The organism is Butyrivibrio sp. AD3002, assembly GCF_000420905.1.
In the GTDB taxonomy this organism is placed as follows: Bacteria; Bacillota; Clostridia; order Lachnospirales; family Lachnospiraceae; genus Butyrivibrio.
In genome coordinates this window covers 211,929-227,646 of record NZ_ATVV01000003.1, presented here as the reverse complement: position 1 = coordinate 227,646, position 15,718 = coordinate 211,929, and the positions used below count along the sequence as shown (strand labels likewise).

Genomic DNA, 15,718 nt, shown 5'->3' with positions numbered 1-15,718 from the left:
CATTTATTTAAATAGAATAATTCTTTTTTTGGAAATGTTTTATCAAATATGCTTTGATAATAATCATATTTTCTTTTATGATTGTTTTTGTAGGTTAAATTTATTATTGCTCAAAAGAAAAGTGAGGGTCATATGAATAAAAAAATCTTCAAAACTTTCTCAACTATTATTGCAGCAGTTATTCTTTTCTCAGCATTTCCTGTAACAACATATGCAACAAGTTCCGATAATTCTTCAATAACACTTGACCGAAACGGTATCCTTAGTACAACTACTGAGTCATATTCATCTGATACAACTATCAGATGGGATTCCTATAGAAAATCAAAACTAGGTGTTCACGATGGCAACATTCCGGTATCCATGCTAAATGATCCGGTTTACTGTTCCATGAATCTTCCTTCTGAATCTGTTTCAGATATGATGATTGCAGCATGGAGAGATAATGGCCACATCGTAGGTACTATTCCCGACTCAGCATCAAAACTTCTTAATTTTGGAGCAATTGAAGACACCACTAATACTACTCTTCCCGAAAACTTTTCAGTATATATTGGAAAAATGAAGATGTTTGCGTTTTCGTCCTCTCAAAACAAGTGGCTTTTAATTGATTCACAGCCATACCCCTGCGGTATATATATTTATACTTTACCCTGGACAACAACCGTAGCAACAAAATGTACAGACGTATCATATCACGGAAGTTATGCAAAAGTTAACCTGACCAGAGAACAGCTTCAAGGTAACTGCCTCCATTTTTGGGGTAAATCTGCTCCAATCGAAAAAGAGGATTATCTTTATTACGCTGCCTGCTATGACGTTTGGGTAAGCAGTAATGCTGTAGGTACATTAACAGCTACCGGCGGAATAGATACAAAAGATGCAGCCGGCAAAAACACATTAACCCAGTTATATTCCACAAGAGGATATAGTTGTACTACAACTTCCAAATCAATTTGGGGCAATACTATACCCAATAGCGAATATACCAAATGTAACAGTTCAGTACTCAATCAGATGTATTCAGGAAACATGACCAGTTCACCTGAAGTAACAACACCTGAAGCATCTACACCTGAAGTATCTACACCTGAAGTATCTACACCTGAAGTATCTGTACCCGAAGTTACAGATTCAAATAACAATGAAGAGGTAGTAGCTCCCAGTCAGACTTCGGAAGTTTCGAATACAAACACTAACGAAACCGAAAACACCGAAACTCAAATAAATAATAATGAGGATACTACCCCCGATAATAGTAATCCCGGCTTGACAGAAGAAAAAGAAAATACACCTGAAAACAATAATGTAGATCCGGTAACAGAAAATCAGTCTCCTGCAAGTAATGGAGCAGAAGAAGTAAAAGAAACCGCAATACCCACACCACCTACAACAAATATCACACTCGCTATCGGTGGATACAAATCAATTATCCTCAGATGGAAAAAACAGTCATCAAATGTAAGTGGATATGAAATTCAGTATAGCACTGACAAGTCTTTCAAAAAAAATGTGGATTCTGTAAGTATTAACAAATATACAAAAACAAATAAGGTTATCAGTAAGCTCAAATCAGGCAAAACATATTATGTCAGAATTAGAACAATCAACAAAAAAGATAATAAAACAGCTAACTCTAACTGGAGCAAAAAAGTAAAAGTAAAGACTTGGTAAAAGAAATAAACGACTACAGAGACTGCAACCGTGGCATCTCTGTAGTCGTTTTTTAGTTGCTTAAAATCCTAAGCAATTCTTCTTTAGATTTTATTCTTTCTTTTTCCAAAGTATGATTAGCTTCTGTGAAATCGATATCTGATTCCAATACACTAAAGTCATTTTCATCTCTGGCAATCAAGCTTGTCAATTTTGTTAATTCGAGCAAACTTATATTTCTGGCACTTGTACCTGTCTCAGGCATTAGTGTGACAAATGGCGTATTTAAATTGATTGAAAATGCAGTTCCATGAAATGAATCTGTTACCACATAAGCTGCATTATCAAAATACTCCAAAAATTCCTGTATATCCGGCGTTTCAATGAAGTCTCCGCCCCATGATTTTTGGTGTCTCATAACCGCCAATCTTTTAAGTGGCAATCCCACTCTTTGAGCGAATTTTGCAGCATATGAACTCAGCCTTTCATTCTTATGAATTTGATAAACAAGAACATATTTTCCTTTATCTTCTCTTTCTTTAGCAGAAAGCATTGTTCTCCATTCATCACCGGTGAATAAAAGTGTAGGATCCAATACCTGTGTAGAAGGAATATTATTATCATTCAAAAAGCTTACTGCCTGATTCTCTCTTACCGTGATGCTGTCATATTCCTTAAAACATTGAAGCATTTTTGCAAGATTTCTTTCCTCTATTTCCATTTTTCCAAAAGAAGCAGCATACGCAACTTTCTTCTTAGAACCTTTTACAAAATCCAAAAAGTAATTCCAGTCATACTGGAAATTCATCAATGGTCCCCATACCTGATCACTACCTGTCATATAAATATCGGCTTCGGGAGGATTACTCAAATCATGATAAAGCTCTGTCATGGGTAACCATTTTTGTCTCATCCTTTCGAATTTATTGCATGCAGATTTATCCTCGCTTAGTCTGGCAAGGTAATATGCCGCCAGCATAGGAGGAAACTTTTTTACATATGTTTTTTGTTTGCCTGCAGTAATAAGTCCATTACTTTTGAATTCATCATTTCGTATATAATCTATAATTTTGCATTCAAATCCCAAGCCTTCAACAGCCCTTTGCGTGGCTATAGCTTGCAGAATTGACCCATAGTTAGCAATAGCATGCCTTGTAATAACTAAAACTTTTTTCATTAACTAAAACCTCATTATAATCTTTGCGCCAAGTCAAGATAATAATTCTGAAGAGTAATATATGACTCCTCTATATCATATTTATTATCCTGAATCACGTTATTCTCTCTCGACGTTAAATTCATTTTTTCGGTAATGATTTTTGCCCATTCATCAGCAGCTGCATCCAGCGGAATAAAATATGTGTTTTCACAAAATGCTACTTCCTTGGGGACTCTGTCAGAAAAGAAACATGGCAATTTAGAAAACTGCGCCTCTACCCCAACAACAGGAACCCCCTCGAAAAAAGACGGCATAACAAAGGCATCCATCGCTTGATATAATTCATTTACATCTGTTCTTTTGCCCAAAAACTTAACTCTTGCATCAAGTCCTTTTTCATGAACCAGCTGTTTTATTTCCTGCTCTTTTTCTCCAACCCCAATCACAAGAAGGATTACATTATTCATCAGCTTTGTGATTTCGGAGAAAATCTCTATCAAAAATCTATGATTTTTCTGATATGACAATCGTCCAATATGGCCAAAAACAACTTCGTCGGTAATTCCCAACATTTTTCTTTTTTCTTTTCTTACTTCGTTATCAAAAATAAATGCCGACTTATCTATTGCATTGGGAATAACTTTAAAATCTTTTCCCTTAAACAAAAACTTCCCGGCTTCATCCCCACAAGCCAAAAAATCGGTAGCAACACCTGTTATTCTCTCTCGATAATACATCTTTAACCAATATTTCATATCCTTATCTATAGATGTATTATGGCTATGTGCTATTCTTATAGGAACTCCATTCTTCATACCGGCCTTTAATGGCAAGTAACTCATCGGATCTATATGGGAATGCATAATCTTATATTCAGGATGTTCCTTAAAGAATTTTTTCATAAATAAAAAATATGAAATATAATTCTGCGGGTATAATCTGGGTGCATAATATACCTTCCCACCTAATGAGATAATCTCATCATCATAATCATCCTTCTCCGGACGGTGTGTCAAAAAGTCAAATTGTATTTCTGATCTGTCAATATGTCGGTAATAATTCATCAGCATAGTCTCCAACCCGGCTCTATGCATATTATTTACCACTTGCAAAACTCTTATCATTTCTCTCCTCGCTTAAACATCGTTTTTGTAATAGCAGTTTGTATAGAATTAATAATCCACGCTACTATTACTGTAAATATAACAGAAAGAATAAAGTATCTGACATCAATAGTTTTAAGATACTTTTTCAGAATATCAAACATCATAAACTGATATAAATATATTTCAAATGATATTTTATTCAAAAATCTCAATGCAGCATTATTAAAGTTAAAGTATTTACATATAACCATAACAAAGTAATAGAATGGTATTAGCATACAGTTATGAGAAACCATATCCATTACACTTACATCTTTTGCTTTCAGTGACACAACAAAAGTCACCCCAAGCAAAATAAACATTACTGCAAAAATCAGCATCTTGTACTTTTTTAAAACTTGTTCTATTTCATCTTTACACTCATAAAGTGTGACACCAAAAGGAAACGCCCACTCACTGATAAAATAGCTTCTCCCAATACCCGGAGTTTTCATATACGTCAGTACCAACGCCAAAGAAGTGAAAATTATAACCAAAGTCCAAATACCAATTATTCGAGCAGTTTTCTTTTCAATAAATCTGTATACAACAAAAAACAATATATAAAGGATTATCATTGCGTATACATACCAGTTCATATATCTGAACAAATCAACTAATGAAAGCTTTTCTCCATTTATCGCCCATAATACTAACTCGGTAACTACTCGGGAAATAACAGCAGTTATTATTATTTTAGGCATTTTTCTCTGCAGAAAACCCGAAATATAATTTATTTTAGTTCCACATGAATATGCTAAGCCATATCCTGAAAGAGCGAAAAAGAATCCCACTCCAAAAGTGCTCACTTTTCTTAATGGGACCAGAATTGCAGGAAGATTGTCATACGCCAAGGTACAATGTGTATATATTATGAATATCGCAAACACCCCTCTAAGAACATTTACACGTCTCTGAATATCTACGATATTCTCATCCTTTACCTTTTCAAATTTCATCCCCACAAGACAAAGAATAAATAAGATCAAATATAAAACTAAGTACTGCATGTTTTGTCAAGGCCTCTCAATTCCATGTATTTTTACATTTTTATATCAGCACATTGTCACAATTATACTAATTATGCAATAAATATTAAATATTCAATCTGTAAAATTTATTAAGAAAATTGAATACTATTCATACAGATAGTACAAATCCCATATGAAATAAAAGTTATTACAATTATTGCTCTCTATTCTCTATAATTGTCTATTCTCTCTTTTATTGCTATTATTAGTCTAGTACATTGTATGTATTATAAAGTTAGAGTTTTTCACGGAGTATTATCATGTTTTTATTTATATTTTCAACATTATTATTTCTTGCTAACATATATTTTTTTTATAAGAAAAAATATATGAACCTTTTTTTTCCCTGCCTTTTATTTTTGCCAAAATATTATGGTTTTGATATATCAAACGCTTTTCCTGTCATTTCAGCAACGAGGTTAATGTTTATAGTTTTTTATATCTACACCCTGGTAAATAAACGCAATGGCATTTCTTTACAGAAACACTCTATATCTAAATTCTTTTCAAATCGTGCAATTATACTGCTGAGTGGGTATTTTATTTCTAGAGTAATTGCAAACATGTATTATATTGGAACATATTCTGAAGCTATAAAGACTATTTTTAGCCTTTTATTTGAACAGTTATTGTTACTATTTGCAATCTATTTGCTAAACCCGTCGCAGAAAGAAATGCATTCTGTCATTAAATCCGTAGTGCTTTCAGCATCTGTTCTTTTTGTTGTGGGCATTTTTGAAAGTTTTTCTTTTTTCAGGCCTTTTGATTCTTTATATACCATTAGTAGGGAAATGCATAATGACTATTATGTACGATTAGGTCTACTGAGAGCAACAACTACTCTGGGCCTCCCTGTACTATATGGTAATATGTGTATTCTTATTCTTCCGCTAATTCTCTATTTGTACAATACCGAAAAGAAAAGAAGATATCTTGCAATAATTGTGTTGGATGCCTTAGCAACAGTTCATTCCGGATCAAGAGCTGATGCTATCTTCTTTGTTTTTATAACAATTATATATTTATTCTTAAAACTAATTACAAAGGATGGTTTTTTAACATCCCTGAAAAATACGTTCATTGTTGCCTTTTCATTAGCATCAATCATTTTCATCGTTTCAATCGGTAATAAGTACACTTATTACTTTTATTCAGGAAGTGCTAAAGCAGTCCTTAATGAGTTTGGATTTGATTTTCAGATAAATGAAAATGCTCCGGAAGGAGTTTCCGGTTACGGCGATAATAAGCATGGGGTTACATCCAGAACCTTCCAATTTACCGGTATAGAATATGCTTTTGGCAAAAATCCTGTATTCGGTTTAGGAAGTGGCGCTCTTCAAAATGGAGATGTGTACTATAATGGCTGGGGGACATGGGTTCCGTATCATACTTACGACATGGGAATAGTAGAAGTTCTGATTTCCGAGGGAATATTAGGTTTCATTGCACACATGTTTTTATTCATGTCGATAATTTATATTTATTTCAAGCGCAGAAAAGTCTTAAGCAAAAATAATTTTACATTATTAGCGCTGTTGCCTTTGTCTTACCTTTTATCAACTTTATCAACTGCAAATATGTATGCATTCTTGTTTTTTGATATAATCCTCTGTTTAAGATTAACATCGGATAATAGCACAGAAACAATTAACATGGAATAAAATTATGAAATATTTAAAATATGTACTGCCAATTCTAATTATACCTATTATTTTTATTGCTTATCACAATTATAAAACAAAGCCCATTACTCAAACACTTACTCGCGAACAAATATTATCAGCAGATACTAATGACTATTCTTCCAATTCCGTTTTAGTATGGGATGATTTCCGAATAGGGAAATTAGACCAAAATGATGGTTCAATTCCCGTGTCAAAACTAGATGATCCCATATACTGTTCAATGAATTTACCCTCTGAATCTCTTTCGGATGTAATGATTGAAGCTTGGAGAGATAATGGTCATATAGTCGGAGATACTTCTTCACCGGACGCCAAGAAAATTCTTAATTTCGGTGCCGTTGAAGAGACAACCGGCGCTGTTTTACCGGATAATTTTTCTGTTTACATCGGAAAAATGAAAATGTATGCATATTCAAAATCCAGAAAAAGATGGATATTATTGGATTCACAACCTTATCCAAGAGGCATTTATATCTATACTCTTCCATGGACAACTACTGTATCTGAAAAATGTAAGAACGTAACGTATTATGATGATTATGCAAGGGTTGATCTTACTAAAGATGAATTAGAAGGAAACTGCCTGCATTTTTGGGGGTCTCCAGTAGATCTTGATAAAGCGGATTATTTATACTATGCTGCTTCATATGATATTTGGGTAAGTGAAAATTCTGTAGATTTATTAACTGCTTCAGGCGGAATTGATACAAAAGATGCTCAAGGTCAAAATACTATTTCTCAGCTCTATTCTTCAAGAGGATTTAGTTGTCAAACCTATCTCAAATCAATCTGGGGAACTACTGTACCCAATTCTGAATATGATCTTTGTAACACATCTGAATTGAATCAAATATATTAAGAAAGAGGGCACATATTTTAGTTATGTGCCCTTAATAAATTTAATCCATCAGATTCATGTATTTTTCTATTTCATCTTGATTTCCATACTCTTGTTTGGATAAAAAGTCTTTGAGTGAATCTCTTAATTTATCTTCTTTGATCAATCTTGTAATACCTTCTGCTATTCCTTCAGCGCTCATTGGTACTACAATACCCTCTTGTCCATCAACCATCTGATCAGAAACCGTCGGATAATTAGTAGCAACAATCGCTGCTCCAAGTATTTTAGCTTCATCCAAGACAACTGACTTTCCTTCATATCGGGAAGGTTGTACAAAGACACTTGCATTATGAATATATGGATATGGGTTCTCTCTGGCACCTAATAGGATAAATCTATCTTCTACATCCATTCTCTTCATTTGCTGCTTAAGGCTCTCTTCCAGTTCGCCTGTTCCAATAACATACCACTTAAAATCAATATTGTTCTTCTTCATAATGGCCGATGCTTCTATAGCCATATCAAATCCCTTTTGTTCACTTAATCGGCCAATAGATAATACTACATTTGTATTCTTATCAAATTCTTCCGGAATAAACTCGTTCGCTCTATTCTTTATCACAGCTGAAGAAGTTATGTTCTCTATCATATGTATCTTGTCTTTAAATTCCGGGAATTCATCCAGTAAAATATCAGCGCAAGAGTCAGATATAGTAACAATTGCATCCATATTCTTTAAATGATCATAGTCATATTTTCTTGGATGATTAGCCGCTCTATAATCGTTATGAATCCAAACTATTTTTTTGCGTGCATTGACTTTTTCATCAAGGAAATAAAGTATTTCTCCTGAAATATATGCAAGTGCAACATCATATTCTTTATCAAGTTTTTTTATGCATGGACCATAAAAATATTTCCATCTGAAAGCTCGTTTTTCACGGTCATTACTCGTAAACACTTTTGAAATCCCATTTGTAATAAGTTTAAACGGCAACAAAGCACCTGCCTCATCTAGCGAACCATACAGTCTTCTTATTACACCAGGTGTATCTATAACCTGATAAGCTTCCGGCACCTGATTCAAAAATAAACCGGCACGCTTAAAAAGAAGTATATCTATTTCATATTTATCTTCAGGAAGTTCATTAAGTAAATTAACTAAGCTTCTTTCTGCCCCACCGTTATAAAGTGATGCCATCACAATCAAAACTTTTTTCATTGATTATTCCCTTCAATCTTTTTATGAATTATCATCCCAAAAGACTTTTTGCCTTTTTCTTTACTTTCATTGGAATCAGCGAAGAAATAAAGTACTTTATTCTATCTTTCCAAAAATGAGTATGATAAAAATGTTCTATCCCCGCATATCCCTTATCTGCGTAAACATCTATAATGTTTTGGCGAACTCCGGTTAATCTGCTTGGATACTTTAGTTGTCCATTATATTTTGATGCCATTTCAAAAGTCGACTCCATACAATTGCAGTGCTGCTTTATGTTATCAACAGCCCTCATACCTTTCTCAGAGTTAACTATAACGCAAGAAACGCCTTTTGAATCAGTAAGCTCTACAGAAGCAGCCATGTTGGGATATAAAGAACTAAATCCCCAAAAGTCACCTATGGTGATGTCCGAATATCTTGTCTGTTTAGCATATGGACATGAATAGCAATTGGTTCTATATATATGCTGCTTGAGAAATAAATAGAAATAGCTATATAATTCTCCTTTTTTAATTATGGACCTGCTTTTCAAGTTATTGGTCTTAATATCCATCCTGGATATCATACCCTGCCCCTTGCTTTTATCCCTGAAAACAAATCTCTCAATAGTGCCATCAATATGATTTTCACGATAGCTCAAAAAATCTTTGTACATTCTTTGATTAGGTACGCCATGGCATATAATATCAACAGTTAATAGGTTATCGTATTTTTTCATTAAGTAGTTATTCAACCCATCTACTTGACATGGTGTCCCGGAAAACAAAACCTTCTGTCCATCATCTAGATCTTTCCTGACTTGTTTGTATATGTTTCCCATGTCACTTTGAACATATTTAGAGCCCTGCATCATCTTTAGATCATCCATTTTATCAATTCTGGAATGATGCACTGTCCAGCCATTACTGCGATCTTCAGAAACAGCGCCGTAAACAACACCGCTTTCATTTAATACTTCCTTTGCAATTTCTGCAAATGCTCCCCCCGAAGCAGATCTGGACATAACGCTGTCATCTTTAGACGAAAATGCAATTACAAATTGATCACTATTATCATTGTTTTCATTTGCTTTTTTATATCCGCAAACCCTCATGCAAGCGCCACAAGAAATACACTTATCTTTATTTATGTAAGGATACAAAAAGCCAACTTCATCCTCTCTCATTTCTATAGCATTTTGAGAGCATATATTTTCGCAAGCTCCACATGCACAGCATTCAGTTTTGTCTTTAAATAGTTCTATTTTTTCAATCATTGTTTTTCCTGATTACTTTAATCTAAATCAAATGATTTTTCTCTAAAAAATCATCGAGATCAATGTACTTTTTTTCCATGTTCCATACATTATCAGCTACAGTCTCATATCTTTTTGAAAGAGCCTCAAAATATTTTCTAAATTCTTCAGTCCTGGGAGCAAATAATCCAATATATGCACCCATTTCTTCATATGTGGGTTTTCTGCCCAATCTGGTAATTATGCCTTTAGCCAGGGTTATTGCTCCATCTTCATAATATTTCGCTCTTTTTTCCTTAAACGCATCAAGAGTAGATATTTGTTTAGCGGGGTTCCCTGCCCATACTGTATTATCCGGAACCTTGCCGCTTACAACAGCCCCTGCTCCAATGATACAATTATCACCTATTTCTGCCCCCATAAGTATTGTAGCTCCGCGTCCAACAAATACATTATTACCAATTTTTGTCTGACGGTGATTTTGTGGCATTATTCCATAGGTGTTGTTCAATACACTAAAACTGTAATCATGCGCTAAAATCGTTACTCCTGCTGTAATCGTGCAATAGTCACCAATAAAAATCAAAAATGCAGCCTGTTCATCAACATGGGTTTGCTTAGGATCGATAAATACTGTTGTCTTTCCAATTGTTGCACCTTTCCCTCTCAAATAGGCACTATATTCTTCGGATGACATTCTGCCACTAATTTTCTTTTTTAAGGCATTTATTATTTTCATATTTTCTTACCTCTTGCAGATTTTTTTCACTAACCCGAGCGCATCCTTATACTCGTTTGTTCTAAAATAAACCAAGAAGAACAGCAAGTTACAAATAATAGTGCAGATTATCGCTCTGATCACCAATGTCATAAACAAACCTGTTTTTATAGGAATCATTATACAAATGACATAAGCAACGCAAGAGCATATTGCAGTCACAACAGCATACGTTGATATTTTTATTATGTATTTTCTCATATAGTCATGTGGAAATAGTGTTGAGAAAATATTTTTTAACAGCCAAGGTGCTCCTACAAAAAGTACTGAAAGCACAGTCGATAGAATAACACCATAAATCCCGAAAAAATTCACCATTAATAAGTTCAATGATAAATTAGCCAATGCAGTAGTTAATGGTCTAAATCTATCAGTATGCCACAAACCTGCAGCATCCTTATAAACATTAATCGCTCTATAGACTTCCCAAATAAAGAAAAACGCACTTATATATATAACAAAAAGAAATGACAACATATTTTCTTTTTTAGCCCATAATTCCATGAAGGGTTGGTACATGCTCACCAGACAGCATGTACAAAAGCCGGAAATCCACGCAATGATGAAAGTAAATTTATTAAAGTCTCTAAAGTTTTTCTCAGGTGTTTCAGTAATAATGCTATTACCTATACCTGCCATGCAAGCTGTAAAAATAATCTGAATAATACCTATAAGAGAATTAACTACATAATAGTAATTCTGATAGATACCAACCATTTCTAATCCCAAAAAAGCGGATATGACCATTGAGTCTGCAGAAGAAAAAACCACACTACCAAACTTTGATGTAAATAAGTCTCTAATCTGTCCATTGATCTCTTTTATTTCATCTTTGGGCATTGTTCCGATAGGTTTGTAGTTCGGGAACAGTTTATTTGCATAATAAGCCGTAACAATATTTGTAAGTATCTGAATACCTAACATTGTCATGACGAATGTATAATAATTATGCGTTAAAAGCAGCAGTAATATCTGAATAACATTTTGCAGCAACGCCATATATAACTTTACTTTACTTACAACATCCTCCCTTTGATGTGCGGAAAGGATACTGTTCTTATATGCAAATAACCAGTATGAAAGAACTGTAGCACCTAAGTTAAGCAGGTATAATACATATATATTGATATCCGGAGGTACATCTCCTTTTATAAGAGCCGGAATAAAGGGAATTAAGGCAATTCCTATACCTGCTATTACAAGTCCGATTATTCGGTAGTATAGACGATATAAGGCCATTAAAGCACATACTTTAGAATGATCATCTTCGGCGATAGGTTTATACATACTAAAGACCATCGCACTACCAACACCTAACTCTGCCATATTTAATACAGACAAAATTGATGTAAACAGACTTGAAAGTCCCAGATATTTCATTCCTAAAATATAAATAATGGCCGTTCTGGTAATGAATGGCAAAATTATTTGAGTGATTTTCATCACCAATCCAACCAGAATATTCCTGGAAGCATTCTTTGTTCGATTTCCGTTCATTATATCTATTCTCCCAAATTATGTCTTTTTATATATATTTTCCGTTTTATCCAAAACTTAATCGGTCCACCCATATTTTTGCGAAACTCGGATTCAACAGCTTTGTAGCCTTCTTTTAAATATAATCCTAAGTATTTCTTTCTTTTCTCCGGCATTATACTTGGTTCCCTGAGTTGCTTGTTCTTGAATGCAATTTTCTTATAATCTGAAGGAATCAGTTGTAATAATCCATTGTATTCTTTTAAGAATTCTTTTCCTTTATCAGTATTTTCTAATATGCAAGACCAATATTTTCCTAAATCTATTTCTCCGGCATCAATTTCCTCTTTGTGCTGCTCTTCTATTCCCCAGAAATCACCTATTGTAATATCCGATACTCTCTCCTTACATGCATATGGACAAGAATAACAATTTTCCCTATATATAATTCCGTTCAAAAACAATTTGTAATATGAAAGCAGTGCATGCGGTATTTCATATTTAGTATTTTCAGAATATGCAGCTGCATTAAACCCTTTCTCTTTGCCGGCTTTATCTCTAAATGAAAAATGTAACAGCCTGCACTTTAAATCTCTTTCTAATCCGGAAATGAAATCTCTGAATAATTTTTGAGAGGGAACTCCATGACATATCAAGTCAATTGTAATGAGATTATTTGGATTTCCGGTAATTGTTTTTACAGCATCAACCTGACATGGTGTTCCACAAAACAGAACCCGTTCTCCATTATTAAGTAATTCCTTTATTCGCGGGAAGGCAACAAAACTATTAGACTGAACATATTTGGACCCCTGCATTTTCTCCAATGAATCATTATCATTTCCAACAATATGTTCAATTACAAATGAACCATTTTCCTGTTTGGCAATAGCACCTGAAATAAAGCCACCACTTTTAATAAAAGCATGCGCAAGTGCAGAAAAAACTCCACCGGATGCACTTTTTCTTTCCATATCAGTATCATTATTTATTGCAGCATATCCTTCTAATGGTTCATGCTTTTCTATTTTATCTTTTTTATAGGCACAAATACGCAAGCACTTTCCGCACTCTACGCATTTGTCATGATCAATTTCCGGAAACAGAAAGCCACAGTCATCTTCTTTCATGGAAATAGCTTGTTTTGGACATTCGTTGGCACAAGCACCGCATCCACAACAATCTTTTTCATTGTTAACCAATATTATTTCACTCATCAAAATGCTCCGCTTTAGCTAATCAGTCCAATACATTCTTTTATGTAAAGTTCGCTTTTTTCTCTCTCTTTATCAATAATGGAATCTACCTTAGTGTAATCAATATCTTTTATTAACTGACCTTCCAGCTGATTCATATCAAAAAGCATTCTCTCTTCCAGGCCTAAATCGCTCAGTAGATTTGACATTTTATTCTTATTAGTCTTTCTGATAATAGATACAAACTTCTTGTGATTAATTATCGAAAAAATCGTTCCGTGAAAAGTATCTGTAACGATATATTCTGCATAATAAAAATAGTCCAATAATGTAAAAGGGTCTGCGGGAATATATAAATCGCACCACTGTAATACCCCACCAAAGCATACCGTTTTTAATTTTTGCTCTTTGGCAAAGTTCTTTATTGCAAGAATCTCTTCTTTTGAACGAATACGATCGTTATATGCATAAACTATCATATAATTTTTTAATGAAACCGTATTCCTTTTGCGCTTAGAGAGTGGTCCGACCAAAACAGGATCCAGATTATGCACTATCTCTCCGTCATACAGACTGGAGACATACTCTTCTGTTCCTTTATCACGTACAGACATTCTTTTGAAATTGCTCATGCACTTTCTGACATCAGGCACAATTTTGCTTGGTATACCATTAAAAACCGCACTTCCACATGATGCAGCATATGTAACTACGGACTTAGCATTATTAACTTCACCGTATAGCTGTTTCCTTATTTTTGTAGTACATTTAAAGACTTCATCACTACCAACAAAAACTAAATCATATTGCCCATCAGATTTATCATTATCAGCTATTTCCAAATCCTCTTTCCAAAACTTATGGATTTTTTTGAAAAAGACCAACTTCTGAAGCCTGTACATAATTATTTTTTTAATCTTCTCAATAATTTTATTTTCGCAGAAGTACTCATCATCATAATCATCCATATCCTGAACAGGCATTATTGCCTCAAGTGATGGTTCTTCCTCTATATCAAGAAATTCTGCTTTTTCACCACAAACATTTTTTATCATTTCGCGCAAAGAGTATGCCTGTAAAACAGAACCATAATTGACTACCTTTTGCATAGATAAAATTCCTATTTTCATAAATTGTCATCCCCTGTACACTGTTTATCTGTATCAATAATTTCAAAATTGTCTATATTCAGATTCTTATCCCATGCAAATGCAGTTAGTGCCACCACTACAAAAAATTTAAGATTAAGTGTAATTTCGGCAGCAGACAGAACTATATACATATAGGCCATCATTATGAACGCATTACTCTGAACTTTATCTGCCTTTTTCAAAGACATATACAAGATTCCCAGTAATATCAAAACGCCCACAACGCCAAATGAGAGCAGGATATCTGCCAGTCCATTTTGCAAGTCAGCCATTCCACCGGTAAAAATCATAGACATAACATAATTATTCTGAAATCCCGAGCCCCATATCGGCCTGTACAAAATAGCAGGGAACACTCCTTCAAATCCTGTCATTCTTCCGGAAAGTGTCATATCCTCATGCAGGACTTCTTCAATGATATATCTTATTGGAGCCCAATAAATAACGTTTGAAAAAATCAGCAATATCGTTGCGGAAATAACCAGGACTAGCATCATAACTCTGAATTTTTTAAGTATAGATGCTGTCTTTTCTCTAAACAGAAACAATGCCGCAATGATTGCTAATCCGACCAATGCGGTAGAACATTCTGTATATGCTGCCACTGCAGCTGCAATGACAAAATGAACTATCACTCCGATAGATGGGAATTCTTTAATAGTGCATAAGTATATATATAAGATCAACACAAGTATAAACAAATAAGAAATATTGAACTTATTTCCAACCAAATATGTTCCAATCAAACCTATATGTTTTGCTCCCGTTAAAAAAGCATGAACAATAGACAATCCGCAATATGATACACCGCATATATAAAACGTCTTCATAACAGGAACCACTTCGCCTGCTCTCTGTATACACTCCATAACCAAAAATGGTAAAACAAACTGAAATACAGATATTATTTTCCAAACCGAACCTATATTGTAGATCATGTCTTCATTGCCAAACATTGAATATGTCATCGACAGTCCAAATAATACAATAAGAAAATTAATCCCCAAATACTCCTTATCCAGCAAAGTACTGATATTAAACAACAAATACAGGAGTAAACATAAAATAATCAGAACTTGTATGATGGTCTTATTGGTGAATTCAACTTTAATATAAGATAGGTGAAATAACAGTACGGAAATTA

At 34.0% G+C, this 15,718-nt stretch carries 13 protein-coding genes; 3 read left to right on the top strand and 10 right to left on the bottom strand.

Translation table 11 applies throughout. The features are described 5' to 3' along the window. Positions 1-132: 132 nt before the first annotated feature. The gene (locus tag G596_RS0104400) at positions 133-1,674 is read left to right on the top strand and encodes a fibronectin type III domain-containing protein (RefSeq protein ID WP_022760629.1); all 1,542 of its coding nucleotides are present in this window, start codon (positions 133-135) and stop codon (positions 1,672-1,674) included. 52 nt (positions 1,675-1,726) lie between these two features. On the opposite strand, the gene G596_RS0104395 is transcribed toward G596_RS0104400, so the two are convergent. Genes G596_RS0104395 through G596_RS0104385 form a run of 3 tightly spaced genes read right to left on the bottom strand, consistent with a single transcriptional unit; the run spans position 1,727 to position 4,916 of the window. Further along, positions 1,727-2,830, bottom strand: coding sequence for a polysaccharide pyruvyl transferase family protein (locus tag G596_RS0104395; RefSeq protein WP_022760628.1), 1,104 nt, complete (start codon positions 2,828-2,830; stop codon positions 1,727-1,729). A gap of 14 nt (positions 2,831-2,844) precedes the next feature. Further along, on the bottom strand, positions 2,845-3,876 hold the full coding sequence (locus G596_RS0104390; protein WP_242829165.1) for a glycosyltransferase family 1 protein: 1,032 nt from the start codon (positions 3,874-3,876) through the stop codon (positions 2,845-2,847). A 56-nt stretch (positions 3,877-3,932) separates the two neighbouring features. Beyond that, positions 3,933-4,916: an acyltransferase family protein gene (locus G596_RS0104385; protein WP_196805190.1), complete on the bottom strand. Its 984-nt coding sequence runs from the start codon at positions 4,914-4,916 to the stop codon at positions 3,933-3,935. A gap of 332 nt (positions 4,917-5,248) precedes the next feature. Between G596_RS0104385 and G596_RS0104380 the strand changes: the two genes are divergently transcribed. Together G596_RS0104380 and G596_RS0104375 are read left to right on the top strand one after the other, a co-directional pair. Further along, a complete protein-coding gene (locus tag G596_RS0104380; RefSeq protein WP_022760625.1) occupies positions 5,249-6,649 on the top strand; it encodes an O-antigen ligase family protein in 1,401 nt (466 codons plus the stop codon). A gap of 4 nt (positions 6,650-6,653) precedes the next feature. After that, positions 6,654-7,532 carry a hypothetical protein gene (locus G596_RS0104375; protein ID WP_155829130.1) on the top strand — a complete coding sequence of 293 codons (879 nt, stop codon included), beginning with the start codon at positions 6,654-6,656 and terminating at the stop codon, positions 7,530-7,532. A gap of 40 nt (positions 7,533-7,572) precedes the next feature. Here G596_RS0104375 and G596_RS0104370 read toward each other — a convergent pair whose 3' ends face one another. The 7 genes from G596_RS0104370 to G596_RS0104340 are packed head-to-tail and all read right to left on the bottom strand — an operon-like array spanning position 7,573 to position 15,512. Then, on the bottom strand, positions 7,573-8,736 hold the full coding sequence (locus G596_RS0104370) for a glycosyltransferase (protein ID WP_022760623.1): 1,164 nt from the start codon (positions 8,734-8,736) through the stop codon (positions 7,573-7,575). 31 nt (positions 8,737-8,767) lie between these two features. Beyond that, entirely contained in the window at positions 8,768-9,994 is a 1,227-nt protein-coding gene (locus tag G596_RS0104365) for a Coenzyme F420 hydrogenase/dehydrogenase, beta subunit C-terminal domain (RefSeq protein ID WP_022760622.1), read from the bottom strand. A 22-nt stretch (positions 9,995-10,016) separates the two neighbouring features. Next, positions 10,017-10,712: an acyltransferase gene (locus G596_RS20860; protein ID WP_022760621.1), complete on the bottom strand. Its 696-nt coding sequence runs from the start codon at positions 10,710-10,712 to the stop codon at positions 10,017-10,019. 6 nt (positions 10,713-10,718) lie between these two features. Then, positions 10,719-12,248, bottom strand: coding sequence for a lipopolysaccharide biosynthesis protein (locus tag G596_RS0104355; RefSeq protein ID WP_022760620.1), 1,530 nt, complete (start codon positions 12,246-12,248; stop codon positions 10,719-10,721). A gap of 5 nt (positions 12,249-12,253) precedes the next feature. Next, on the bottom strand, positions 12,254-13,444 hold the full coding sequence (locus tag G596_RS0104350) for a Coenzyme F420 hydrogenase/dehydrogenase, beta subunit C-terminal domain (protein ID WP_022760619.1): 1,191 nt from the start codon (positions 13,442-13,444) through the stop codon (positions 12,254-12,256). A gap of 14 nt (positions 13,445-13,458) precedes the next feature. Then, complete coding sequence (locus tag G596_RS0104345; RefSeq protein WP_022760618.1) at positions 13,459-14,553, bottom strand: polysaccharide pyruvyl transferase family protein; 1,095 nt, start codon at positions 14,551-14,553, stop codon at positions 13,459-13,461. Beyond that, a complete protein-coding gene (locus tag G596_RS0104340) occupies positions 14,550-15,512 on the bottom strand; it encodes an O-antigen ligase family protein (protein WP_196805188.1) in 963 nt (320 codons plus the stop codon). The genes G596_RS0104345 and G596_RS0104340 overlap by 4 nt, the downstream gene beginning before the upstream one ends. Between the last annotated feature and the right edge of the window lie 206 nt (positions 15,513-15,718).